The organism is Pseudomonas sp. A-RE-19, assembly GCF_019956555.1.
GTDB lineage: Bacteria > Pseudomonadota > Gammaproteobacteria > Pseudomonadales > Pseudomonadaceae > Aquipseudomonas.
The window spans coordinates 1-26,205 of sequence record NZ_JAHBDQ010000013.1; the positions used below are offsets into that span (position 1 = coordinate 1).

19 protein-coding genes are annotated in these 26,205 nt (G+C 61.7%); 17 read left to right on the forward strand and 2 right to left on the reverse strand.

Going from position 1 to position 26,205, the window contains the following annotated elements; all coding sequences use genetic code 11:
* The 5 genes from KGB14_RS10510 to KGB14_RS10530 form a co-directional block, all read left to right on the forward strand.
* Window positions 1-7,019: Ig-like domain-containing protein (locus KGB14_RS10510; RefSeq protein ID WP_411740781.1), on the forward strand; the 7,019-nt coding region annotated here is incomplete at its 5' end.
* Between the two features lie 42 nt (window positions 7,020-7,061).
* Window positions 7,062-8,576 carry a TolC family protein gene (locus KGB14_RS10515; RefSeq protein ID WP_223486319.1) on the forward strand — a complete coding sequence of 505 codons (1,515 nt, stop codon included), beginning with the start codon at window positions 7,062-7,064 and terminating at the stop codon, window positions 8,574-8,576.
* The gene (cysC, locus tag KGB14_RS10520) at window positions 8,560-9,165 is read left to right on the forward strand and encodes an adenylyl-sulfate kinase (RefSeq protein ID WP_223486321.1); all 606 of its coding nucleotides are present in this window, start codon (window positions 8,560-8,562) and stop codon (window positions 9,163-9,165) included. Before KGB14_RS10515 ends, cysC begins: the two co-directional genes overlap by 17 nt.
* Window positions 9,162-9,947 carry an aspartyl/asparaginyl beta-hydroxylase domain-containing protein gene (locus KGB14_RS10525; protein ID WP_223486478.1) on the forward strand — a complete coding sequence of 262 codons (786 nt, stop codon included), beginning with the start codon at window positions 9,162-9,164 and terminating at the stop codon, window positions 9,945-9,947. Before cysC ends, KGB14_RS10525 begins: the two co-directional genes overlap by 4 nt.
* A complete protein-coding gene (locus KGB14_RS10530; RefSeq protein ID WP_223486323.1) occupies window positions 9,935-10,912 on the forward strand; it encodes a sulfotransferase in 978 nt (325 codons plus the stop codon). The genes KGB14_RS10525 and KGB14_RS10530 overlap by 13 nt, the downstream gene beginning before the upstream one ends.
* A 44-nt stretch (window positions 10,913-10,956) precedes the next feature.
* On the opposite strand, the gene KGB14_RS10535 is transcribed toward KGB14_RS10530, so the two are convergent.
* Both KGB14_RS10535 and KGB14_RS10540 read right to left on the reverse strand, forming a co-directional pair.
* Window positions 10,957-11,715 (reverse strand): slipin family protein, encoded by a 759-nt coding sequence (locus tag KGB14_RS10535; RefSeq protein WP_223486325.1) that lies wholly within the window; start codon window positions 11,713-11,715, stop codon window positions 10,957-10,959.
* A 2-nt stretch (window positions 11,716-11,717) separates the two neighbouring features.
* The gene (locus tag KGB14_RS10540) at window positions 11,718-12,251 is read right to left on the reverse strand and encodes an NfeD family protein (protein ID WP_223486327.1); all 534 of its coding nucleotides are present in this window, start codon (window positions 12,249-12,251) and stop codon (window positions 11,718-11,720) included.
* Window positions 12,252-12,464: 213 nt separating this feature from the next.
* Between KGB14_RS10540 and KGB14_RS10545 the strand changes: the two genes are divergently transcribed.
* The 12 genes from KGB14_RS10545 (at window position 12,465) to pgaB (ending at window position 26,204) form a co-directional block, all read left to right on the forward strand.
* Entirely contained in the window at window positions 12,465-12,932 is a 468-nt protein-coding gene (locus tag KGB14_RS10545) for an aminoacyl-tRNA deacylase (protein ID WP_223486329.1), read from the forward strand.
* A 106-nt stretch (window positions 12,933-13,038) separates the two neighbouring features.
* Window positions 13,039-13,284, forward strand: coding sequence for a DUF2789 domain-containing protein (locus KGB14_RS10550; protein WP_223486331.1), 246 nt, complete (start codon window positions 13,039-13,041; stop codon window positions 13,282-13,284).
* 90 nt (window positions 13,285-13,374) lie between these two features.
* Window positions 13,375-13,620 carry a type II toxin-antitoxin system Phd/YefM family antitoxin gene (locus KGB14_RS10555; RefSeq protein ID WP_223486333.1) on the forward strand — a complete coding sequence of 82 codons (246 nt, stop codon included), beginning with the start codon at window positions 13,375-13,377 and terminating at the stop codon, window positions 13,618-13,620.
* Window positions 13,621-13,747: 127 nt separating this feature from the next.
* A complete protein-coding gene (locus KGB14_RS10560; protein ID WP_223486480.1) occupies window positions 13,748-14,176 on the forward strand; it encodes a MarR family winged helix-turn-helix transcriptional regulator in 429 nt (142 codons plus the stop codon).
* On the forward strand, window positions 14,173-16,245 hold the full coding sequence (locus KGB14_RS10565; RefSeq protein WP_223486335.1) for an FUSC family protein: 2,073 nt from the start codon (window positions 14,173-14,175) through the stop codon (window positions 16,243-16,245). The genes KGB14_RS10560 and KGB14_RS10565 overlap by 4 nt, the downstream gene beginning before the upstream one ends.
* Entirely contained in the window at window positions 16,242-16,451 is a 210-nt protein-coding gene (locus KGB14_RS10570; RefSeq protein WP_030128598.1) for a DUF1656 domain-containing protein, read from the forward strand. Before KGB14_RS10565 ends, KGB14_RS10570 begins: the two co-directional genes overlap by 4 nt.
* Window positions 16,448-17,335, forward strand: a complete 888-nt coding sequence (locus KGB14_RS10575) for an HlyD family secretion protein (RefSeq protein ID WP_223486337.1) — start codon at window positions 16,448-16,450, stop codon at window positions 17,333-17,335. The genes KGB14_RS10570 and KGB14_RS10575 overlap by 4 nt, the downstream gene beginning before the upstream one ends.
* On the forward strand, window positions 17,332-18,780 hold the full coding sequence (locus tag KGB14_RS10580; protein ID WP_223486339.1) for an efflux transporter outer membrane subunit: 1,449 nt from the start codon (window positions 17,332-17,334) through the stop codon (window positions 18,778-18,780). Before KGB14_RS10575 ends, KGB14_RS10580 begins: the two co-directional genes overlap by 4 nt.
* 81 nt (window positions 18,781-18,861) lie before the next feature.
* The gene (locus KGB14_RS10585) at window positions 18,862-19,497 is read left to right on the forward strand and encodes an NADH:ubiquinone oxidoreductase subunit N (protein ID WP_223486341.1); all 636 of its coding nucleotides are present in this window, start codon (window positions 18,862-18,864) and stop codon (window positions 19,495-19,497) included.
* Between the two features lie 286 nt (window positions 19,498-19,783).
* Complete coding sequence (locus tag KGB14_RS10590) at window positions 19,784-21,295, forward strand: YdgA family protein (protein ID WP_223486343.1); 1,512 nt, start codon at window positions 19,784-19,786, stop codon at window positions 21,293-21,295.
* A gap of 418 nt (window positions 21,296-21,713) precedes the next feature.
* Window positions 21,714-24,194, forward strand: coding sequence for a poly-beta-1,6 N-acetyl-D-glucosamine export porin PgaA (gene pgaA / locus KGB14_RS10595; RefSeq protein WP_223486345.1), 2,481 nt, complete (start codon window positions 21,714-21,716; stop codon window positions 24,192-24,194).
* Between the two features lie 12 nt (window positions 24,195-24,206).
* A complete protein-coding gene (pgaB, locus tag KGB14_RS10600; RefSeq protein ID WP_223486347.1) occupies window positions 24,207-26,204 on the forward strand; it encodes a poly-beta-1,6-N-acetyl-D-glucosamine N-deacetylase PgaB in 1,998 nt (665 codons plus the stop codon).
* Window position 26,205 lies beyond the last annotated feature (1 nt).

A 26,205-nucleotide genomic window follows, 5' to 3' on the forward strand; every position in this document is an offset into this window, starting at 1 on the left:
GCGGTGGTGGTGGCGGCGGCTTGGGCGGCCAGGGCGGCGGGCATGGCGGTTCGGCAGGGCCGGGTACCGGCACCTTGGGCGGCCAGGCGGGCGGCGGCGGTGTCGGTGGTTACGGTGGCGGTTATGACGCCGTCCACATGGGCGGTCGCGGCGGTACCACCACTGGCGGTGCTGGCGGCATAGGCGTTGCCTATTACAGCAATGGCGGTAACGGTGCGACGGCCACCAATGGCACGATTTCCATTGGCGGTGGTGGCGGCGGGGCCGGTTGGGACAAGGTGGGTGGCGCTGGCGGCAACGCGGTGGGCGGGATCTACAACGCCAGCAGCGGCACCATAACCATCGTCGGCACGTCGACCATCAGCAACAACATTGGCGCCGGCGGTGGCGGCGGCGGTGGTGGTGGCTATGGCAGCAATGCCAGCAATGGCGGCGTGGGCGGCCGGGGCGTCGGTGCGATCTGGAACAAAGGCACGCTGTTGATCACGGCAGCCAACTTCGCGGCCCTGGCCGGTAATGCCGCGGGCAGTGGTGCCGGTGGTCCTGCGCTGGGCGGGGGTACGACCGGCACTTCGCCGACCTCCGTCGCGACAATCTATAACGATGGCGGTGTGCTCAATACCGCGTATTCGCCGCCGCCGACCGCGACCATTGTGGTCGCCGACACCACACTGAGCATCGGCGAAACGTCCTTGGTGACCATCACCTTCTCCGAGGTCGTGACCGGTTTCACCAATGCGGACCTGACCATCGCCAACGGCACCTTGACGGCGGTAACCAGCGGCGATGGCGGCATCACCTGGACGGCAACGTTCACGCCAACTGCCAGTATTTCCGATACGAGCAACGTCATCACTCTGGACAACACCGGGGTGATAAACCTTCTGGGCACCGCCGGCGTCGGTACCACCAACTCCAATAACTACACCGTCGATACGGCACGACCAACCGCCAGCATTGTGTTTACCGACACGGCCCTCAAGGTCGGCGAAACGTCGCTGGTGACCATCACCTTCAACGAAGCGGTCAGCGGACTCACCAATGCCGACCTGACCATTGCCAACGGCACCTTGACCTCGGTGAGCAGCAGCGATGGCGGCATCACCTGGACGGGGACCTTCACCCCGACCGCCAGCATCACCGATGCGACCAACCTGATCACCCTGGACAACACCGGGGTCAGCGATCTGGCGGGCAATGCCGGCAGCGGCACCACCGATTCCAACAACTACGCCATTGACACAGTCCGCCCCACCGCGACCATTGTCCTGGCAGATGCTGCCCTGACAGCGGGCGAAACCTCACTGGTGACCATCACCTTCTCCGAGGCGGTGAGCGGTTTCACCAACGCCGACCTGACCATCGCCAACGGCACGTTGACCTCGGTGAGCAGCAGCGATGGCGGCATCACCTGGACCGCGACGTTCACGCCCTCCGCGAGCGTCAACGACTCGACCAACCTGATCACTCTGAATAACACCGGGGTCAGCGACCTGGCGGGTAACCTCGGCAGCGGCATTACTGATTCCAACAACTATGTCATCGATACACTCCGTCCGACCGCGACCATCGTGGTGGCGGACAATGCGCTGAAAATCGGTGAAACCTCACTGGTGACCATCACTTTCTCCGAAGCGGTAAGCGGTTTCACCAATGCCGACCTGACGATTGCCAACGGTACGTTGACTTCAGTGAGCAGCAGTGACGGTGGCATCACCTGGACGGCGACCTTTACTCCGACCGCCAGCATTTCCGACACGACCAACCTGATCACCCTGGACAATACCGGGGTCAGCGATCTGGTGGGCAACGCCGGCAGCGGCACCACCGATTCCAACAACTACGCCATCGACACCGTGCGCCCGACGGCCACCATTGTGGTGGCGGACACGGCGCTGAGAATCGGCGAAACCTCTCTGGTCACGATCACCTTCTCCGAAGCAGTGAGCGGTTTCACCAACGCCGACCTGACCATCACCAACGGCACATTGACCTCGGTCAGCAGCAGCGACGGCGGCGTCACCTGGACCGCCACCTTCACCCCTTCCGCGAGTATCAACGACACCACCAACCTGATCACCCTGGACAACACGGGCGTGGCCGACCTGGCGGGCAACGCCGGCAGCGGCACCACCGATTCCAACAACTACGCCATCGACACGCTACGCCCAACGGCCACCATCGTACTGGCCGATACGGCATTGACGGCGGGCGAAACCTCGCTGGTGACCATCACCTTCTCCGAGGCGGTGACCGGTTTCACCAACGCTGACCTGAGCGTCGCCAACGGCACCTTGACCTCGGTGAGCAGCAGTGACGGCGGCATCACCTGGACCGCAACGTTCACGCCGACAGCAGGCATCGTCAGCGCGACCAACGTCATCAGCCTGGCCAACACCGGCGTGGCCGATCTGGCGGGCAATACCGGCAGCGGGATCAGTTCTTCGGGCAACTACGCCATCGACACCGCCCCGCCGACCGCGACGATTGTCGTGGCCGACAACGCTTTGAAAATCGGTGAAACGTCACTGGTGACCATCACCTTCAACCAGGCCGTGAGCGGTTTCACCAACGCCGACCTGACCATTGCCAACGGCACGTTGACGTCGGTCAGCAGCAGTGACGGCGGCATCACCTGGACCGCCACCTTCACCCCGACGGCGAGCATCACCGACACGACCAACCTGATCACCCTGGACAACACCGGCGTGCAGGCTTCCGCCACTGGTAACGTGGGCAGCGGCACCACCGATTCCAACAACTATGCCATCGACACCGTGCGCCCGACGGCCACCATTGTGGTGGCGGACACGGCGCTGAGAATCGGCGAAACCTCTCTGGTCACGATCACCTTCTCCGAAGCAGTGAGCGGTTTCACCAACGCCGACCTGACCATCAACAACGGCACCTTGACCTCGGTGAGCAGCAGCGACGGCGGGATCACCTGGACCGCGACGTTCACACCTTCCGCGAGCATTTCCGACACCACCAACCTGATCACCCTGGACAACACGGGCGTGGCCGACCTGGCGGGCAACGCCGGCAGCGGCACCACCGATTCCAACAACTACGCCATTGATACGCTACGCCCAACGGCCACCATCGTACTGGCCGATACGGCATTGACGGCGGGCGAAACCTCGCTGGTGACCATCACCTTCTCCGAGGCGGTGACCGGTTTCACCAACGCCGACCTGAGCGTCGCCAACGGCACCTTGACCTCGGTGAGCAGCAGTGACGGCGGCATCACCTGGACCGCAACGTTCACGCCGACAGCAGGCATCGTCAGCGCGACCAACGTCATCAGCCTGGCCAACACCGGCGTGGCCGATGTGGCGGGCAATACCGGCAGCGGGATCAGTTCTTCGGGCAACTACGCCATCGACACCGCCCCGCCGACCGCGACGATTGTCGTGGCCGACAACGCTTTGAAAATCGGTGAAACGTCACTGGTGACCATCACCTTCAACCAGGCCGTGAGCGGTTTCACCAACGCCGACCTGACCATTGCCAACGGCACGTTGACCTCGGTGAGCAGCAGTGACGGCGGCATCACCTGGACCGCCACCTTCACCCCGACGGCCAGCATCACCGACACGACCAACCTGATCACCCTGGACAACACCGGCGTGCAGGCTTCCGCCACTGGTAACGTGGGCAGCGGCACCACCGATTCCAACAACTATGCCATCGACACCGTGCGCCCGACGGCCACCATTGTGGTGGCGGACACGGCGCTGAGAATCGGCGAAACCTCTCTGGTGACCATCACCTTCAGTGAAGCGGTGAGCGGTTTCACCAACGCGGATCTGACCATTACCAATGGCACCTTGACCTCTGTCAGCAGCAGCGACGGCGGCATCACCTGGACCGCGACCTTCACGCCCTCCGCGAGCATCACCGACGCGACCAACCTGATCACCCTGGATAACACGGGCGTGGCCGACCTGGCGGGCAATGCCGGCAGTGGCACCACCGATTCCAACAACTATGCCATTGACACAGTCCGGCCCACCGCGACCATTGTCCTGGCAGACGCGACCCTGAGTGCGGGCGAAACCTCGCTGGTGACCATCACCTTCTCCGAGGCGGTGAGCGGTTTCACCAACGCCGACCTGAGCGTCGCCAACGGCACCTTGACCTCGGTGAGCAGCAGCGACGGCGGCATCACCTGGACCGCGACCTTCACGCCAACCGTCGGCGTGAATGACTCGAGCAACATCATTACCCTGGCCAATACCGGTGTGACCGATGTGGCCGGCAACGCCGGCAGCGGCACCACCAACTCCGGCAACTACACCATCGATACGGTGTTGCCGACGGCCACTATCGTCGTCGCCGATAACGCATTGAGCGTCGGTGAAACGTCGCTGGTGACCATCACCTTCAGCGAAGCCGTCAGCGGTTTCTCCAATGCCGACCTGACCATTGCCAACGGCACGTTGACCTCGGTCAGCAGCAGTGACGGCGGCATCACCTGGACCGCCACCTTCACTCCGACTGCCAGCATCACTGACACGACCAATCTGATCACCCTGGACAACAGCGGTGTGCAAAACGGCTCGGGCAACGCCGGTAGCGGCACCACCGATTCCAACAACTACGCCATCGACACCCAGCGCCCGACAGCCACTATCGTGGTCGCTGATGCGGCGCTGGCGGTGGGCCAAACATCGGTGGTGACCATCACGTTCTCCGAGGCGGTGACCGGTTTTACTACAGCCGACCTGACGGTGGGCAACGGTACCCTGAGCAATCTGAGCACCAGCGATAACATCACCTATACCGCAACCCTGACACCGACGGCGAGCGTCACCGATTCGACCAACCTGATTACCCTGGACAACACCGGAGTGATCGATGGAGCCGGCAACACGGGCGCCGGTACCACCGATTCCAATAACTACGCCATCGACAGCCAACGTCCGACCGCCACCATCGTGTTGAACGACACGACCCTGAAACCGGGGGAAACCGCGCTGGTGACCATCACCTTCAGCGAGGCGGTAACGGGTTTCGACAACAGTGACTTGAGTATCGCCAACGGCACGTTAAGCGCGGTGAGCAGCAGCGACGGCGGCATCACCTGGACCGCGACCTTCACCCCGACTATCGGGATTACCGACGCCACTAACATCATCACCCTGGCCAATACCGGTGTGACTGATGTGGCCGGCAATGCCGGGGCGGGCACCACCAACTCGGCCAACTATGTGGTGGAAACCGAGGTGCCGACGGCCACCATCGTGGTGGCCGACAACGCCCTCAAGGTCGGTGAAACCTCGTTGGTCACCATCACGTTCAGTTCGGCGGTCAGCGGTTTTGACAACGCCGACCTGACGGTAGCCAACGGCACTCTCAGCAGCGTTTCATCCAGCGATGGCGGCGTGACCTGGACCGCGACCTTCACCCCTGCGGTCAGCGTGACGGACACCACCAACCTGATCAGCCTGGACAACAGCGGTGTGACCAACGCGTCGGGCAACAGCGGTGTCGGTGTGACCGACTCCAACAACTACGCGATCGACACCGTTCGCCCGACCGCGACCATTGTGGTGGCGGACAATAAGCTGGGCATTGGCGAAACCACCACGGTGACCATTACCTTCAGCGAAGCGGTGACCGGTTTCGACCTGTCGGACCTCAGCGTCGCCAATGGTGTGCTGTCCGCCCTGGCCAGCAGCGACGGTGGTGTGACCTGGACCGCCACGCTCACGCCGACCGCGAGCCTTAACGATGCGACCAACCTGATCCTGCTCGACACCGGCAATGTGCTCGACGTTGCGGGCAATGCCGGCAGCAGCATCGCCATTTCCAATAACTACGCACTTGATGCGACCCGCCCGACCGCCACCATCGTGGTTGCCAACCCGAACCTGGGCATCGGCCAGACGACGCTGGTGACGTTCACCTTCAACGAGGCGGTCAGCGACTTCGATTTGTCGGACCTGAGCGTCACCAATGGCGAGCTGACCAACCTGGCCAGCAGCGATGGTGGCAAAACCTGGACCGCGACCTTCACGCCAACGACGGGCATCACCGACCCGAGCAACTTCATTGCGCTGGACACCAGTAATGTGACGGACCTGGCGGGCAACACAGGCGCCAGCGTCGCCGTATCCAACAACTACGTCATCGATGGCGAACGACCAACCGCCACGGTGGTGGTTGCCAACCCGAACCTGGGCGTGGGTCAGACCTCATTGGTGACCTTCACGTTCAACGAAGCGGTGAGTGGTTTCGACCTGTCCGACATCAGCGTGGCGAACGGCACGCTGTCCAGTCTGAGCAGCAGCGACGGCGGTAAAACCTGGACCGCGACCCTGACGCCGAACGCCAATGTCAGCAGTGGCAACAATGCGATCAGCCTGAGCGTCACCGGTGTCAGCGATTCGGCGGGCAACGCGGGCAGTGGTGTCAGCCTATCGAACAGCTATGCGATCAATACGGTCGTCGCACCGTCATCGCCGATTGTCGTGGTGCCGCCGGATCCGGAATTCCGGACCACGGACCCTGTCACCGTGCCCGATCTGCCCAACGTGCCATTGCAACCGATCATCTTCACTCCGCCCACTGGCGATCTCGGCTCGCCACTGACCTTTACCCCGCTGTTTGAACAACGGGTGATCGGCAACGGGATTCGGCCTCTGGGCGACATTTTCATGAACCATGGGGCGCTGACGCCCAGCTTTATTGCGCAGGTATTTGGCAGCAGTGAAAACGGTGGCGATGGCTCAGGCCACGGCTTCCTCGGTTTTGGCGGGGGCGATGGCGGGGTCTTCAGCACCAGCACGCTGACGAATCTGTTCAATCAAGACACCAGCAGCGAGGGGAATTCGCTGAGCACCTTCGGCAGTCATTCGATCAAGACCGGGGATGCGTCCCAAGGGCTGCGCGGTGTGTTTGGCGCACCGAGTCTTGGCCAGCAATTACAACAATTCAAAGACACCGAGCAGCGGCAGGTGGAAAGCCTGGCCGCGGCTTTGCGCCAGGTCGGCATCAACGAAATGCAGGCCTGAAAAAACCTTTAAAGCAGTGCGGCACCCGGGGGCAATCCAAGGATGAAAAGAAGACAGAAGTTGTTCGGCGCCAGCCTGCTGGCGCTGGCGATCAGCGGATGTGCAGTCACCAGTGAACCGATCGAACGCAGCGTCAGCCAACAGCGCGCCAGAAGCGATCTGCAAAACATGTACAAGGGGCAGGAGCCCCTCAGTGGCCCGTTGACGCTGCACCAGGCGATGGCCCGCGCGGTGAAATACAACCTTGAAGGCCGGCTCAAGATCATGGAAGAGGCCCTGGCCAAGCGCCAACTCGACCTCGCCAGTTTCGACATGCTGCCGCGCATGGCGCTCGATGCCGGATACGTGGGGCGTAACAACGTCAACGCCTCCAGTAGCCAGAGTGTGCGCACCGGCACCCAGTCTCTGGAACCGTCGACCTCCCAGGACCGCGACCGTGACGTGGCGGACCTGACCATGGTCTGGAACGTGCTCGATTTTGGTGTCAGTTACATCAGCGCCAAGCAGCAGGGCGATCAGCGGCTGATCGTTCAGGAGCGTCGGCGCAAGGTGATCAACACCATCGTTCAGGACGTACGCTCGGCCTATTGGCGAGCCATGGCCGCCGAACGTTTGCTCAAACAGATCGACAGCCTCATGGCCCGGGTCGAAGCCGCGCGGGGCAATAGCCAGAGCATGAGCGAGCAGCGTATTGGCGATCCGATTCAGTCGTTGGGTTATCAACGCTCACTGATCGAAGCGACCCGTCAACTGGAAGAACAGCGCCGGGCGTTGTCGCTGGCGAAAACCGAACTGGCCACCCTGATCAATCTGCCGATGGGCACCGACCTGAAACTGGCGACCCAGGACGATTACGTCATCCCTGAGCTCAAAATCGACCTCGCCAGCCTGGAACAGGAAGCCCTGACCAGCCGGCCAGAGTTGCGTGAGCAGGATTACCAGACCCGCATCAGCGCCGCCGAAACCCGAAAAGCCATGCTGCGCCTGCTGCCGGGGCTGGAGTTTTCCGCTGGCGGGCATTACGACAGCAACTCGTTTTTGGTGGAGCAGGGTTGGGCTGACTATGGTGTGAAGGTCACCTGGAACCTGTTCAACGTGATTTCCGCACCGGCCGCGATCGACGTGGCCAAGGCCGGCGAAGAAGTCGCCACGGCGCGCCGACAGGCGATGTCGATTGCGGTACTGGCGCAGCTCTACGTGGCCAACGCTAACTATCGCGAGGCGATGCGGCAGTTCAAGACCAATCAGCAATTGTCGAACATCGACGGGCAAATCGTCGGCCAACTGCGCAACCGCTATCAGGCGGCTGGATTGGGCGAACTGGACCTGATCCAGGGCGAACTGAACACGTTGCAGGCTGATCTGCGTCGCGACCTGTCCTACGCCGATCTGCGCAATGCTTACGGGCAAATCTTCGCCAGCGCCGGTCTCGATCCGCTGCCGGACGAAGTGCAATCGACCGAAGTCCAGTCCATCGCCACGGCCCTGGCCAATCGCGAAGAGGCGTGGGCGGCGGGCGACATCTCAGTGCCGGTGACCCATGCCCCGGCCCGATAACCTGCTGGCGCCGACGGCCAGCATCAGCCGCGCCCAACGCGAGGCCCGCAACGGCCATCGCGGCACGGCGATTCTGCTGACCGGTCTACCGGCCGCGGGCAAGTCGACCTTGGCCCAGGCACTGCACGCCGAGTTGTTCGAGCACGGTGTGCAGAGTGTGGTGCTCGATGGTGATGGACTGCGGGTGGGGCTCAATCGCGATCTGGGGTTTACCGACAGCGATCGCCTGGAAAACATCCGCCGCGCCAGCGAACTCGCGGCGCTGTTGGTCGAGAACGGGCAGATTGTCATCCTCGCGATGATCGCGCCCTTGGTGGAGTTGCGCGAATTGTTCGCCCGGCGGTTGGGCGAGGATTACCGCGAAGTCTGGTGCAGCGCCTCGTTGGCGGTATGTGAACAGCGTGATCCCAAAGGTCATTACGCCCGGGCGCGACGGGGTGAGTTGGCGGGGTTTACCGGTGTCTCCGCGCCTTACGAACCACCGCCGTGTGCCTCGCTGGTGCTCGACACGGGCGCGCAGTCGGTCGAGGCCTGTCTCGACCGTTTGCTGACCTGGCTCGGCGAATGCGCGGTACTGCCGAAACGATGAGTCGGCCGGCCTTCTCCCGGTTGCCGGCGGCGGTGGATTTACCGTTGCTGCTGCAGGCGCTGGCGGCCATTGGCGAGGACGACTGGCACGGTCACTTCAATAGCGCTTACTACGCGGGCGACTGGAGTGGCGTGGCGCTGATTTCCGCGGCCGATGCCTTGACTGAACTGGCGCCCGGTCGCGGTGAGCCTCTTTTGCGTGCGCCCTGGCTGCGAGATGTTCGATGGCAGCAAGGGCTGCGGGATCTGTCGCTGGAAATCGTCTGCGCGCGTCTGCTGCGGCTCGGTCCGGGCGGACGCATCCACGAACATCGCGACTATGACCTGGGTGAACCGGACGCTGATTTGCGCCTGCATATCCCGCTGCTCAGCCCACCCCAAGTGGACTTTCTGCTGGACGGCCAGCGCATGCCGCTGGCTGCTGGCGAATGCTGGTTTCTCGACCTGTCGCGGCCCCATCGCGTGGACAACCGCGATACCCGGGCACGGATTCATCTGGTGCTCGACTGCCGGCCCGGTGCCTGGCTCGAGCAGGCGATTATCGACGGACTGGCAACCACACCGTTGCCGAAACCCGGTCAGGACACTTTTGCGCAGTTCCAGGCGTTGGTGGCCAGCGATCCGCAGCTGTGCAAGTCCTTGCAGGGTGTGCAGGACAACGAAGCCTTTATCGCCCGTACCCTGGAGCTGGCCGCCGAGCGCGGACTTGCGTTCACCCGCGAAGACCTGCGCGCAGCGATGCGCGACGGTCGTCGCCAATGGAATGAGCAATGGAGCGCCTGAACCTCGAAGGCTGGTTGCCGATCCGCGTGTGGCAAGAGGCCGGGCAGTGGCAAGTCGACTGGTGCTGGTTTGGTGACACGCGACTGCATCAGCCGTTTTTTCGTGATGCGGTGGACGATGCGCTACGGCTGCCGTTCAATCAGGCGTTTCGCCGGAAAACCTCATTGTCGGTCCTCACCGACTGGCAGATTTGCAGCCCCGGGCTGATGCCGAGCGCCTTTATCTTTCACGCCTCCCGCTGCGGCTCGACCCTGATCAGCCAGATGCTGGCACAACTCGACAACCACATCGTCATCAGCGAGCCACCGCCGCTGGATGCGTTGCTGCGCAGTGATTTACCCGCCGTCGAGCGCCATGACGCCATCAAAGGGTTGCTGTCTGCCTACGGGCAACGTCGGCTCGGCGTGGAGCAACGACTGGTGATCAAACTCGATGCCTGGAACATCGGTGAACTGCCGTTATTGCACGAGTGTTTTCCTGAAACGCCGTGGTTGTTTCTTTATCGCGATCCGCTGGAAATCGCTGTCTCGCATCTGCGTCGTCCGGGCATGCACATGGTGCCGGGGATGATTGGGGCGAGCGTGTTGGATGACGAGTTTGCGTTCAGTAGCCGTGAGGATTTCATCGCGCGACGATTGGGGCGGTTGCTGGCGTCAGGATTGGCGCAATGCCAGGCACTTGGCGGCCTGGCGGTGAATTACAGCGAACTGCCGCAGGCCATGGCAGGGCGGTTGGCCGCGTTCTTTGCGTTGGATATCGAGCAGCGCAGGCAGGTGTTTGCAGCGGTGGGGCAACATGCCAAGCAGCCGTCGCAGGTGTTTATCGACGATAGCGATGACAAACGTCGTGAAGCCACGATGCTGCTTCGTGATCGGGTGGAACACTGGGCGCGGGAGCCTTATGAGGCATTGGAAAAAGATCGCAGCCTTCGGCAGCGCCTACAGGTATACCCCGAGCTTTTGTAGGCGCTGCCGAAGGCTGCGATCTTTTGGGCCGGCAGATTAATGCCTCAGGGTTTTGACGACAAATCCGCCATCCCCTTGAGCAATTCGATCGGCAGCGGAAAGACGATGGTCGAACTCTTGTCCCCGGCAATCGAACTCAGCGTCTGCATGTAACGTAACTGCATGGCCCCTGGCTGGCGGCCGAGCATTTCGGCCGCCTGCATGAGTTTCTCCGAGGCCTGCAATTCGCCTTCGGCGTGGATCACCTTGGCCCGACGTTCCCGTTCGGCCTCGGCCTGTTTGGCGATGGCGCGAATCATCGATTCGTTGAGGTCCACGTGCTTGATCTCGACGGTGGCCACCTTGATGCCCCAGGCATCGGTTTGAGCATCGAGCACTTGCTGGACGTCGACGTTCAGCCGCTCCCGTTCGGCCAGCAATTCATCGAGTTCATGTTTACCGAGCACCGCCCGCAACGTGGTCTGGGCCAGTTGGCTGGTGGCCATGAGAAAGTCTTCGACCTGAATGATCGCCTTTTGCGGATCGAGCACGCGGAAATACAGCACCGCATTGACCTTGACCGAGACGTTGTCGCGGGTGATCACGTCTTGCGGCGGTATGTCGAGCACCACGGTCCGCAGGTCGACACGAACCATTTGTTGAACCGCCGGAATCAGCAGGATCAGGCCTGGCCCCTTGACCTGCCAGAAGCGTCCGAGCTGGAACACCACGCCGCGTTCGTATTCGCGCAGGATGCGGAAGGTCGACCCCGCCAGTGCAATCATCAATAACAGCAGCGCGGCAAAACCCAGTTGCAGGCCCATGACTATTCTCCACCCGGCGCCGCGTCAGCCGCGGCCACTTTCAGCAGTAGACCCTTGCGTGCCACCACCCGGACCTGCTGTCCCGGTTGCAGCGGCGTCGCGCTCATTACTTGCCATTGTTCGCCTTGCAGGTGCACCCAGCCGATATAAGCATTACCAGCCTGCAACGACGTTATCGGTGTCACGCTGCCCAGCAATTCGGCATCGCCGCTGAAGTTGCGGCGCGGTCGGGTTTTCAAGGCGCGGATCAGCAGGAAAATCAGCAGCAGTGCGCTGAGCAGCCCCAAGCCGATGATCAAGGGAACAGGCACTTGGGTATTGGTCAGAATTACCGCGCCGATTACGAACATCACAATCCCGCCCAAACCGACCACGCCGAAATTGGGCAAGGCCGCCTCGGCGATCATAAATGCGATGCCAAAGGTGATCAGCCAGATCCCGATGGGGTCGGGAACCAGCACTACAACGGTGTCCGCTGCGAAAACCGGCCCGCTCAGGGCCAACAGCAAGGCAATTGCACAGCAACGAATGTTCACTTGACCCTCCGGGAGAGTCGTCCGTCCGCGAGCCGTTCATGGCCCTGTATACAAGTCTAGTTGAGGCTGCAGCTGTATGAATTTTGACCCGTTGTCGACAGCGTCCGACGGGCGGATTTCCAGCCGCTCCCCGCCAGTGGGCCTAGACTTTTAAGGGAGACAAAAAAGCTAACCATCGTCCGCGATTCATTGCTGCGGATACCGAGGTGCATCATGCGTATGGCAAAAACCGTGCAGAACAGCCTGGAAAAGGCGCACTGCGAATATGACATCGTTTCCCACCCGCACTCGGCCAGTAGCCTTGAAACGGCTCGGCTGGCGGGCATCCCTGCCGAACGGGTCGCCAAATCGGTCATCCTTGACGACCATCACGGTCACTATTTAATGGCCGTGCTGCCTGCCAGCCGTCACCTGGACCTGAGCAAAGTTCGTGGCAGCAATGAATGGCAAGTCACCCGGGAGAGCAACCTGCCGCACCTGTTCGACGACTGCGAACGCGGCGCCGTGCCTGCACTGGGCGAATCCTACGGGCTGGACATGGTCATCGACCCACTGCTGACCCGGCAGCAAGACATCTACCTCGAAGCCGGCAACCACAACAACCTGGTACACATGAGCGTGCCGGAATTCTTGAAAATGGTGCCGCATGCCGAGGTGTGTGAGTTGAGTCTGTCGGCATAGCATCGACATAACCGCCGTCATCGCGGGCAAACCTCGCCCCTGTAGGAGCGAGGCTTGCCCGCGAATGGCCGCGACACTGTCGCCCAATCAAACAAAGGAACCCGACATGGAATCCCCTACCCACAGTCTCTCGTCCTTGTTCAAACAACTCGGCCTGCCCGATGACGCCGAAAGCATTGATAAATTCATCGCGACCCATTCACCGCTCAAACCCGAACTGCACCTGGCGGACGCGTTCTTCTGGAGCGAGAGCCAGGCAGAGCTGCTGCGTGAGGAGATTCTGGATGATGCGGATTGGGCGGAGGTGGTGGATCAGCTGGATGTAATGCTGAGGAAGGGGCGGGGGGTGTAAACGAAAAACCTCGTCACAGGTTTCTTCTGGGTCTTATTAACTTGGTTGAAGTAGCTTCCATGGCGACAAATCCAAAGATGAGACTGACCCATGCAGTATGTTTTGGCCGAAAGAATCATCAGCATCTCCGAGGTTGCTAAAAACGTCGGTGCTGTCTTGCGGGATACACAAGCCGCGCCAGTCGCGGTAGTGGATAACAATCGAATCAGGGCGTATCTGGTTTCGGCGGATCTCTATGAAGCGATGCTGGACCGCCTGGATGATGTCGATCTTGCAACTCTCATACGCGCTCGCAATCAGGAAACTGGCGAACCAATCAGTCTTGAGGACCTGTGAAAACACATTTGCCAGCCTGCGAATTGTTTCAAAACTTGACCAACTTTCCCCTCCAATGCCATATTGATAGTTAGCAAACTAACAGTATGTGCATTCCCCCATGCCAAAAAACCTCGCCGCTCTCCAGATGAACATCAGCAGCTCCATGGTGGTGGCCGCCAGGCATTGGCGCAAGATCTGCCAGACCACGCTGGTCAACTATGGAATCTCCGAAGCCTGCGCCGTTCCGTTGTTGATGATCGGGCGTTTGGGCGAGGGTGTGCGGCAGGTGACGGTCGCGCAAGCGGCGGGGATGGAGAGTCCGTCTCTGGTGCGTTTGCTGGATCAGCTGTGCCATGCCGGTTACGTCTGCCGCACCGAAGACGTCCATGACCGCCGCGCCAAGTGTCTGAGCCTGACCGAGACCGGTCGCGAGCTGGTGCAGGCGGTCGAAGTCGAATTGGTGCGTTTGCGCCATGAAGTGCTCGAAGGGATCGCCCCGAGTGATCTGGAAGCGGCACTGCGGGTACTGAGAGCTTTCGAAGCGGCCAATCATCCAGCGGTGGCGCACCCTTGAGCGGATTTTTCACCGGCGTCCCCCCGGCGCGGGACTGGTTCTATGGTGTGCGCACGTTCGCGGCATCGATGATCGCGTTGTACATCGCCATGCTAATGCAAATGCCCCGTCCGTATTGGGCGATGGCGACGGTGTACATCGTTTCCAGCCCGTTCGTAGGCCCCACCAGCGCCAAGGCGTTGTACCGCGCCGTTGGCACTTTGCTCGGCGCGGCGGCAGCGGTTTTTTTCGTGCCGATGTTTGTGCAGAGCCCTTATGTGCTGGTGGTGGTCATCGCACTGTGGACCGGGATTCTGCTGTTCCTGTCCTTGCACTTGCGCACCGCCAACAGCTACGCCTTGATGCTCGCCGGTTACACCTTGCCGCTGATCGCCCTGCCGGTGGTGGATAATCCGCTGGCGGTGTGGGATGTGGCCGAGGCGCGCACCGAAGAGATCTTTCTCGGTATCGCCTGTGCGGCAGTGGTCGGCGCGATGTTCTGGCCACGGCGGCTGGCGCCGGTGTTCAACGATTCGGTGAACAAATGGTTTGCCGATGCCTCGACCTACAGCCTGCGCTTCCTCAGCCGTAACGTGCTGCCGGAGGAAGTCAGCGCCCTGCGTTCATCGATGGTGGCGAACTTCAACAGCCTGGAATTGATGATCGGCCAGTTGCCCCACGAGGGCGCGCGACCGCAGACGGTGCGTAATACCAAGGAACTGCGCGGGCGAATGATCCATCTGTTGCCGGTGATCGACGCCCTCGACGACGCGCTTTACGCCCTCGAGCGACGCACGCCCGAGCTTGTGGATAAGTTCGCGCCACTGCTGACCGCGACCACCGAATGGCTCGACCACAAAGATGCTGATCTCGACCGCTGGCAGGCCCTGAAAAACCAGCTCGAAGCGCTGCAACCGAGTGCCGAGGCGCTGGATGATCGCAAGCAGTTGTTGTTCTCCAACGCCCTGTATCGGCTCGGCGAATGGATCGATCTGTGGCAAGACTGCCGCAGCCTGCAATACGCCATTCAGTGCGAGAGCCAGGAGAGTTGGCGTGCGGTGTATCGGCACTGGCGCCTCGGTCGGTTGTCGCCGTTTCTCGACCGTGGGTTGATGCTCTACTCGGCCGCGTCCACGGTCTCCGCCATTATTGTCGCCTCGGTGCTGTGGATTCTGCTCGGCTGGACCGACGGCGGCAGCGCGGTGATTTTGGCGGCGGTGGCGTGCAGTTTTTTCGCTTCGATGGACGACCCGGCGCCGCAAATCTACCGGTTCTTTTTCTGGACCGCGATGTCGGTGCTGTTCGCCAGCCTTTATCTGTTTCTGATCCTGCCGAACCTGCATGACTTTCCGATGCTGGTGCTGGCATTCGCCATCCCGTTCATCTGCGTCGGCACCCTGACGGTGCAGCCGCGTTTCTACCTGGGCATGTTGCTGACCATCGTCAACACGTCGTCCTTCATCAGCATTCAGGGGGCCTACGACGCGGATTTCCTCAGCTTCGCCAACTCCAATCTGGCCGGGCCCATGGGCTTGCTGTTCGCGTTCATCTGGACCCTGATCGCCCGGCCATTCGGCGCGGAACTGGCGGCCAAGCGCCTGACCCGTTTCAGCTGGCGTGACATCGTCAGCCTGACCGAGCCAGCCACGCTGGCCGAACACCGGCAGTTGGGCGTGCAGATCCTCGATCGCCTGATGCAGCACTTGCCGCGGCTGGCCATGACCGGCCAGGACACCGGGATCGCCCTGCGGGAAGTACGCGTGGCGTTGAATCTGCTCGACCTTCTGGCCTATACGCCGCGTGTGGCGGGCGTGCCGCAAGTGCTGCTGCAGCAAGTGGTGGACGAAGTCGGCGAGTACTTCAAGGCGTGCCTCAAGGCGGGCGAACGCTTGCCAGCCCCGAGCCCGTTGCTGATGACCCTCGACCGCACCCGTCGCGCCCTCGACCCCGAGTGTGATGAGGGCGCCCGTCTGCATTTGCTGCACGCCCTGAGCGGCTTGCGCCTGGCCTTGCTGCCGGGTGTGGAATTCGTCGGCGCGGGCGAGCTTGAAGAACCGCTTCCCCATGGCATCGATGGAGCGCCTTTATGATCGGTGATCTGGATATCAGCGGGGTGTTCCTGCCCACGCTGCTGGTGCTGATGGGCATTACCTACGTGTTGTACCTGTTGGTGCACGGGTTGCTGACGCGCCTGCACTTTTACCGTCTGGTCTGGCACCGGGCATTGTTCAACGTGGGTCTCTACGCCTTGCTCCTCGGCGCCGTGGACTCACTCAGTCGATACCTGATGACATGAAAAAACCTTTTTTGACTCTCGGCCGCGTGGTCCTGACGCTGTTGATCGTGACCTTCGCCGTTGTCGTGGTCTGGCGCATGGTCATGTATTACATGTTCGCGCCCTGGACCCGGGACGGCCACATCCGCGCCGACATTGTGCAGATCGCCCCGGACGTATCGGGGCTGATTCAGCAAGTGGAAGTGCGCGACAACCAATGGGTGAAACGCGGCCAGGTGCTGTTCAGCATCGATCAGGACCGTTTCAAACTGGCCCTGCGTCAGGCCAAAGCCGCTGTCGCCGATCGCCAGGAAACCCTCGCCCAGGCTCAACGCGAGGCCAAGCGTAACCGTGGCCTCGGCAATCTGGTCCCGGCCGAACAACTGGAGGAAAGCCAGTCCCGTGTGGCCCGCGCCGAAGTGGCGTTGATGGAAGCGCAGGTGACGGTGGACAGCGCCCAGCTCAACCTCGACCGCTCGCTGATCCGCAGCCCGGTGGATGGTTACGTCAACGACCGTGCGCCGCGTTCCCAGGAGTTCGTTACTGCCGGGCGGCCGGTGTTGTCGGTGGTGGACAGTAATTCCTTCCACATCGATGGTTATTTCGAAGAGACCAAGCTGGATGGCATTCATGTCGGCCAAGGCGTCGATATTCGGGTTGTCGGCGACCGCGCTCGGCTGCGCGGGCACGTGGAAAGTATTGTCGCCGGCATCGAAGACCGCGATCGCAGCAGCGGCAGCAACCTGTTGCCCAACGTCAATCCGGCGTTCAGCTGGGTGCGGCTGGCCCAGCGGATCCCGGTACGAATCGCCTTCGACGACGTGCCGGCGGACTTCCGCATGATTGCCGGCCGTACGGCCACGGTGTCGATCATCGACGATCAAACCCGGGAGCCGGCGCAATGAGCAGGGCCTCGGGTTTGGCGGTGGCCGGGTTAGGGCTGCTGCTGTCGGCCTGTCAGGTGGTCGGGCCGGATTATCATTTGCCGGACGAGGCCGCCGTGCACCGTGACGACTTTCAGGGCGACCTGGCGGTGAACGGCAAGAATGTCGTCTCGGCACCGGTGCCCAGCGATTGGTGGCGGCTGTATCAGGACCCGCGACTGGACCAATTGGTGCAGCAGGCCATGGCTTCCAACACCGATTTGCGGGTGGCGGCGGCGAATCTTTCGCGGGCTCGCGCTCAAGTCGACGAAGCGCAGGCGGCGGGTGGTTGGAGCGGCGGCGTGAAAGCTGGCGCCCAGCGTTTGCAGGAGTCCGGCGAAGCGTTCTTGCTGGCGGATAAAGTGCCGGTGGCCAACGTCGGTGATATCGGCATCACCACGTCCTATCAGTTCGACCTGTTCGGCACCTTGCAGCGGGGCATCGAAGCGGCCAAAGCCAATGCCGATGCGACTCAGGCGGCAGCGGACACCGCGCGCATCACCTTGGTGGCCGATGTGGTGCGGGCTTATACCCAGGTCTGTGCGGCCAACGAAGAGCGGGAGATTGCTCAGCATTCCCTCGACCTGCAAGCCCAGAGCACCACGCTGACCCAGCGCCTGCGCGATGCCGGGCGCGGCGATGAGACCCAGGTCACCCGTTCACAAACCCAATTCAAATCCTTGCGCGCCGAATTGCCACGCTATGAAGCGGCGCGTCAGGCCGGGTTGTTCCGCTTGTCGATGCTGCTGGCCAAACCGGTCGAGCAATTGCCGGCGGGCACCTCTGACTGCGCCGAGCTGCCGAAGATTGCGCAATTGTTGCCGGTGGGTGACGGCGCCACGCTGCTCAAGCGTCGACCCGACGTGCGGCAGGCCGAGCGCAGATTGGCGGCCGCAACCGCCGGCATCGGCATTGCAACCGGCGAGTTGTACCCGGACATCAGCATCGGCGCGACCGTTGGCACGGTCGGAATTCTGGAAAACCTCGGCAAACCGGCGACCAATCGTTGGGGCTTCGGCCCGCTGCTGAGCTGGACTGTGCCGTCCAACGGCTCCCGCGCGCGAATCCGTGAGGCCGAAGCCGCGACCCAGGGCGCGCTGGCGCATTTCGATGGGGTGGTGCTCAACGCCATCCGCGAGACTCAGACTGGCCTGGCGCAGTATTCCGCGCAGCTTCAGCGTCGCGATGCGTTGGCTGACGCCGAGCAATCGGCGCAACTGGCGGCAGACCAGACCCACCGCTTCTTCCAGGCCGGCCGGGCGTCGTTTCTGGCCGACCTGCAAGCCACCCGCACCTACACCGACGTCCGGGCGCAACTGGCCTCGGCCAACACCCAAGTCGCCATGAACCAGATCGATTTGTTCCTTGCTTTGGGTGGCGGCTGGGAAAGCGGACGAACGCAAGGGTCACAACCCGGCAAACCCTGAGGCCGTTGCTATGCTTTGATTTAATGGGTACGCGCGGCGAACCCATCGATCAAGGCTTGCGTTGGTCATGGGGATCTAATAATGAAAAACCCTTATGCTCCCGGCTTCTGGTGCGCCATTGCAGCATTGGTTTTGCTGTCGGCCACCTATTTCTACGGCGTCATGCTGGCCCACCAGCTCGACAAGGCGCTGATATTCCTCGACAGCGCGGCGGCATTGATCGCCGTGATGGCCATCGTGGTGGTCGCCTGGGCCTCGCTGCAGGGCCAGCGCATCAAGAAAAGACAACTCGAACAAGGCAAAACGTTGGTGCTGATCTGGGACACCAAGGTGGCGTTGCGTCGCGTCGAAACGGTGTTCGACCGATATTTCTGGGGCAGTTACTGGCAACCGGGGCGCACGTTCCAGGAAGTCATGGGCGAACTCACTGGCACGCCGCTGGAAAAAAGCCTCGAAACCTTGAAAAAACAATGCCTGGCGCTGGACAAGCAAATCGCCGACGAGGGGTGGCACTGGCTCAACAATGCCCGAGAGCTGTCCGATGTCGCCACCGCCATGGCCCGTGAGCGCTATCAACTGGACTTCTGCGACCCGCGTTCGGAAGTGACCGGCGGGGCGGTGATCAATCGGGATTTTGAAGTGCTGGTGTATACGTGGACTGCGCGGCTGAAAAGCTTTGATCATCAGCTTGATGAGATCGAGGTCCAGTATTCCTGATCCGGTGTTGGCGGGACTGACGCCATCGCGAGCAGGCTCGCTCCCACATTTGAAATGCATTCCCCTGTGGGAGCGAGCCTGCTCGCGATGGCGATCGGATGATCACCGAAACTCTCGACCCTTGCTGGCAGCCTCCCATAGACACTCTTTCACCTTTAATCCATGGGCCGCCCTGTGGCGCAAATGCTAATCTCCCTCCCACTTTCAGCGCAGTCGTGACCGCAACCCGTCATGGGTTCAGGGAAGACGACCACACTTTCAACAACGGACATTGATCGGGTTCTTCATGAATAAATCAGCAGGCGTGCTTCTAGGAATTGTTGTGGCCATCGGTGCAATCAGTGCCGGCGGTGCGTGGTACACCGGCAGCAAACTCGGTGGAGTGCTGGATAGCTCGATCGCCGATGCCAACAAAGAGCTGCAAGCCGCGCTGGCAGGTTCCAATGGCACAGCGTCGCTGGAGCTGGTCTCGCTGGAGCGCCATGTGTTCAGCAGTACCGCGCACTACCGCCTCAAGGGCGAGGGCGAGATGTTTGGTGAAGCGCCGATGGAGATGCTGTTCGTCGACCACATCGAACACGGCCCGTTGCCATTCTCGCGTCTGGTGTCGCTGAAGTGGTTGCCGGTCCTGGCCACCAGTCACTACGAGCTGGAGAAGACCCCGCTGACCGAGAAGTGGTTCGCTGCGGCCAAGGACAATTCCCCGGTCAAAGGCGTGGTCAACATCGGCTACGACAACTCCACCAAGGGCACCCTCGAATTTCTGCCGCTGCAAGCTGCACTGGACGACAAATCCAGCCTGACGTTTTCCGGGTTGAAACTCGACGTGGCCGCCAGCGCCCAGGCGCAAAAGGTCAAGGCCGACGGCTACATGGACAGCCTGAAGCTGACCACCGTAGCCGAAGATCAGACCCCGGTTCAGGTCGAGCTCAACGGCTTGACCCTGGCCAGTAATCTGACCAAAAGCACGTACGGCTATTACGTCGGCGACAACACCCTCGAGCTGACTGACAGCAAAACCACCTTTGGCCCCAAGCAATCGGTACTCGGTTTCAAGAATTTTGAAATGAAGAACCAGACCGAGGAATCAGGCACCAACGCTTCGGGGCGTGCCGATTACAAGGTCGGTGAAGTGTCGTTGAACGGCAAGGTTGTCGGTTCTGCGCGGATGGCCATGAGCCTGAAAAACCTCGACATCCCGTCAACGATGTCGCTGATGCAGATCTACCAGACCAAACTGCAACCGTACGAGAGGGCCGCCACTGAAGCCGCTGCCGCCGGTCTACCGGCGCCAGAGCTGAACCTGACCCCGGCCGAAGAGGCACAGATCAAGACTGGCCTTGAGAAGCTGCTGGCCGCCGGCCCGCAGGTGGCCCTGGAAAACCTCTCGTTCAACACCAGCAACGGTGAAAGCCGCGCCAACCTGGTGCTGGACCTGACCAAGCCGTCATCCATGGACCTGCCGCCGGACCAGTTGGTCAAGCAGTTGATCGCGCTGTTGGACCTCAATGTATCGGTGTCCAAGCCAATGCTGGTTGACGTACTTACCGTACAGTCGCAAATCGACGGTCAGACCGACGCCAAGCTCATCGCCGATCAGGCGAGTGCAACCGCCGACATGTTCGGCAGCATGGCGGTCGGTACGCAACTGGCGAAACTGGACGGTAACAACGTCGTCACCAAACTGCACTACGCCAACAATCAGGTGGAATTCAACGGCCAGAAAATGACCGTCGAGGAATTTGTCGGCTTCGTGATGAGCAAGCTCGGCGGCACTGGCAACATCACCGTCCAGTAAATCGCAGGTTTCAGCGCAACGCCCGGCCTCTGCAACACGCAGACGCCGGGCGTTTTGCTGTCTGGGGTTTCGAAAGGCGGTGAGGGGGAGAAGACCCTGATGCCTGGTTAAGACACGAGCACCGCAGCCCTTGTGGGAGCGAGCCTGCTCGCGATAGCAGTGGGTCAGCCAACATTGATGCTGAATGTACCGTCGCTATCGCGAGCAGGCTCGCTCCCACAAGGACTGCGCTTGACTGACTGGCATCGGAGAAGACCCGAGCATCACGAATCTGAATAATTATTGTGTTCTGAATAGTCGACTACGCTTGCATGCAAGACTGTATCGATAAAGCTTGGCTGGGTCTCTCGACCTGGCTTTACGTTACGAATGGGCAAGGGACATTGCGACCCGGCTGACCATGTAAGGATGCTGACGAATGCCGCGTATTGCTGGTCCTTTTATTCATCGTGGTTTGCGCCCCTTGTTTCGCGTAGCACTGTGCGGCCAGTTGCTGTGGCCGATGTTCGCGTTCGCCGACACCCCCTACGACCAGATGGTTCGCGATGCACGAGCCGGCAACTACACGCCTGCGCTGACCGTGTTGCGCCAGGTGCCGGTCAACCAGGCCACCACCGGGCAGATCAGTGATCATTTACAGATCGCCAGCTGGGCCGGCCTGGACGCCGAAGTGGTTCAGGTCTATGAAACCCAGGGACACAATCGGGCGTTGCCGGTTCAGGCCCTGACCGCCACCGCGCGCGCCTATCGCAACCTCAAGCGCTGGGACTCGGCGACTCAGGTGTACAACAAGGCCCTGGCCCTTGAGCCGCAAAATCCCGACCTTCAGTTAGGCCTGGCAATGACCCAGGCCGACGCCGGTAAACCTGACGAGGCGGTTGCCCGCGCCAGGGCGCTGGTGGCGGCGAAACCGGATGATCCTTCCCGCCGTCTGGCGCTGGCCTACGCTTTGACCCGTGCCGGTGCCACCTACGACGCACTGTTTGAATACGACCAGGCGTTCATTCGCGCTGGCAGTAAACCCGAAGTCGCTCGCGAATACGTGATTGCCCTGCAACGCGCCCGTTTGCCGGAGCCGGCCTTGCGCCTGGCTCGCCAGCGGCCGGGGTTGCTGGATCCGGTCACGCTGCGACGCCTCGAAGGTGACCTGGCCGCAGAACGCGTGCGTCTGGCTGAACTGGCTACCCGCAGCGAAAAAGAACGGTATGTGATCGCCGATCGGGCGTTGGCCGATTACGACCAGTTGCTGGCGACCTGGACGCCGGATCCTGCGGCCCACGATGACGTCATCCGCTGGCGAATCGACCGCATGGGCGCCCTCAAGGCCCGTGCGCGCACGGCCGATGTGATCACTGAATACCAGAAGCTGATCGCCGAAGGTGTGAAGGTTCCGACTTACGCCCTGCGTTGGGTAGCGTCGTCCTATCTGGACCAACGTCAGCCGGAAATCGCCACCGATTTGTATCGCCAGGTACTGGTGGCGCCGGATGCCGATGTTGGCGACCGTCTGGAGGACAGCACCGCGCTCTATTACGCCTTGCTCGAAAGCGACAAAGCTGATGAAGCACGTCAGGTCGCCGAAGACGCGGCCAAGACCCAGAAACCGCGAATCGAGCTCAAGGGCTTGCCGACGGGCAATCCCAACGATGAATGGATGGACGCGCAGCAACTCGCCGCCCAGGCCGGCACCTATGGCGCCGATTTGCCGTCGGGTGAGCAGGGTTTGCAGACGCTGGTGGATCAGGCCCCGGGCAATCTCGGCCTGCGTCTGGCCCAGGCCGATCTGTACCTGGCCCGGGACTGGCCACGGCGCGCCGAGAATCAGCTCAAGGAAGTCGAGAGCATGGCCCCACGAGACATCGGGCTGGAAATTGCTCAAGGCCACACCGCCATGGATCTGCAGGAATGGCGGCAGATGGATGCGCTGACCGACGATGTGGTCGCGCGTTTTCCCGACAGCCGTCAGGTGCAACGTTTACAGCGTCAGCGTGAAGTCCATGACATGGCCGAGTTGCGGGTGCAAGCCTACGGCGGCAAGACTTATGGCGGTGGCAACGACAACGTCGGGGCGGTCAACGGCAGTCGCGATTTCGGCATCGAAACCACGTTGTACAGCCCGCCCATCGATGAAGACTGGCGCGTGTTCGCCGGTGCCGGCTACGCCACTGGCGACTTCCAGGAAGGCACTGGCCACCATCGTTTCCAGCGCGTCGGCCTCGAACGCCGGACTCGCGACATGAGCCTGGAAGCGGAAATCTCCAACCATTCCTACGGCTTCGGTGACAAACAGGGCGCGCGCCTGGCGATTGCCCGAGACATCGACGATCACTGGCAGTACGGCGGCAGCCTCGAATACCTGTCGGCGCAAACGCCGTTGCGGGCCTTGAACAGCGACATCACCGCCAACGGCGGCAGTGGTTTCATCCGTTGGCGCGCCAATGAGAGCCGTGAGTGGAAACTGTCGGTCAGCCCCTCGCACTTCAGCGACGGCAACAACCGTGTCGAAGCCTTGCTCACCGGTCGCGAGGGTGTTTATCGCGCGCCGGGGCTGCAGGTCGACCTCGGCCTGGAGGTCGGCACCAGCCATAACTCCAACTCCAGCGACGTACCGTACTTCAACCCCAAATCCGACTTCAGCGTGCTGCCAACGGTGAACGTCAACCACGTGCTCTATCACCGCTACGAAACCTCCTGGAGCCAGCAGTTCCTGGCCGGTGCGGGCACCTATAGCCAGCGTGATCACGGCACCGGCGGCGTCGGCCTGCTGGGTTACGGCCAGCGCTACAGCTGGAACGACGTATTCGAGGTGGGCGGCCTGCTGAGCGTGATCAACCGGCCTTATGACGGCGACCGCGAAACCGATCTGCGCCTGCTCGTCGACCTCACTTACCGCTTCTAGAAGAGTTTGAAGATGCCTTTTATTTCGCGATTCATCCTTCTGCTCGGAGTGCTGCTGATCAGCGCCTGCGCCCAGCAAGCCCCAGCCTTCGCGCCGCCGTCCGAACGCCCGGTGCCGGCCAATGAAAAGCCGTGGCCAAAAAATCATGTACTCGGGATCGCTTACCACGATGTCGAAGATCGTGACCCCGATCAGGCGGTGGTGGCTGTGCGCACCGAGCGCATGATCGAGCAACTGGCGTGGCTACGGGAGAACAACTACAAGCCGGTCACGGTCGACCAGATCATGGCGGCTCGCAAGGGTGGCCCGGAGCTGCCGCCCCGGGCGATTCTGCTGAGTTTCGACGACGGTTATTCGAGCTTCTACACCCGTGTGTTGCCAGTGCTGCGTGCCTATAACTGGCACGCCTTGCTGGCGCCGGTCGGGGTGTGGATCGATACACCGCTGAACCAGCCTGTGGACTTCGCCGGTACACCGCGCAAGCGTTCGGACTTCCTGACCTGGGAGCAGATCCGCGAGATTTCACGATCCGGCCTGGTGGAAATCGCTGCCCACACCGATGCCAGCCACAAAGGCGTGCTGGCCAACCCGCAAGGCAACCTGCAACCGGCGGCTGCAACGCGGCGCTATGACGCCGCTACCGGCCGCTATGAAACCGAAGCCCAATTTCAGGCCCGGATGCGTGCCGACGTGACGGCCATTTCGGAGAAGATCCGCAAGGTCACCGGTTACAAGCCGCGGGTCTGGGTCTGGCCGTACGGCACTGCGGATGGCACCTCGCTGCACGTGATCAACGAACAGGGTTATCAGATGGCCCTGACCCTGGACGACGGCCTCGATGCCCTCGACAATCTGATGAGCAGCCCGCGCTTTTTGGTGGCCTCGGACCCGGATGGCGAACACTTCGCCAACAGCATCGTCTCGGTGCAGTCCGAGTCGCCGATGCGCGTGGTGCATGTGGATCTGGACAACGTTTACGACCCGGACCCGGCCCAACAGGAAATCAACCTCGGCAGACTGGTCCAGCGCATGGCCGACATGGGCGCCAACACGGTGTTCCTGCAAGCCTTCGCCGACCCTGCGGGCGATGGCCTGGTGCATTCGCTGTACTTCCCCAACCGTCACCTGCCGATGCGTGCCGATATTTTCGACCGCGTGGCCTGGCAGTTGCGCACTCGGGCTCATGTCAAAGTCTATGCCTGGATGCCGGTGCTGAGTTTTGCCCTGGATTCGAAGCTGCCACGCGTCACTCGCTGGGACCCGAAAACCGGCACCACGTCGATCGATCCGGACCAGTACAAGCGTTTGTCGCCATTCGATCCGGAGGTGCGGCGCATCATCGGTGAAATCTACGAAGACGTGGCACGCCTGACCTCGGTCGACGGCATCCTCTATCACGATGACGCGGTGTTGTCGGACTTCGAAGACGCCGGCCCCGAAGCCCTGAAGGTCTATGCCGCCAACGGTCTGTCCGGTTCGATTGCCGCCCTGCGCGACGATCCGGCCACCCTGCAACGCTGGACACGGTTCAAGAGCCGCTACCTGATCGATTTCACACACGAGCTGACCGCCAAGGTCCGCGCCATTCGCGGCCCGCAAGTGCAGACGGCGCGCAATATTTTCGCCGAGCCGATGCTCAACCCCGAGAGCGAAGCCTGGTTCGCGCAGAACCTCGACGACTTCCTGGGCGCCTACGACTGGACGGCGCCGATGGCCATGCCGTTGATGGAAAAACAGAGCCACAAACAATCCGGCCCCTGGCTCGAATCGTTGGTGGCGACGGTCAAATCGCGCCCCGGCGCACTCAATCGCACGGTGTTCGAATTGCAGGCACGCGACTGGACGAAAAATAAAGACGCCGACATCGACGGCGGGCAGTTGGCCGACTGGATGGGCCGCCTCAAGCGTCAGGGCGCCACCAGTTTCGGCTACTACCCGGACGACTTTCTCGAAAACCAGCCGGACCTGAAAACCGTGCGGCCCGCGCTCTCCAACAAGTGGAATCCATAAC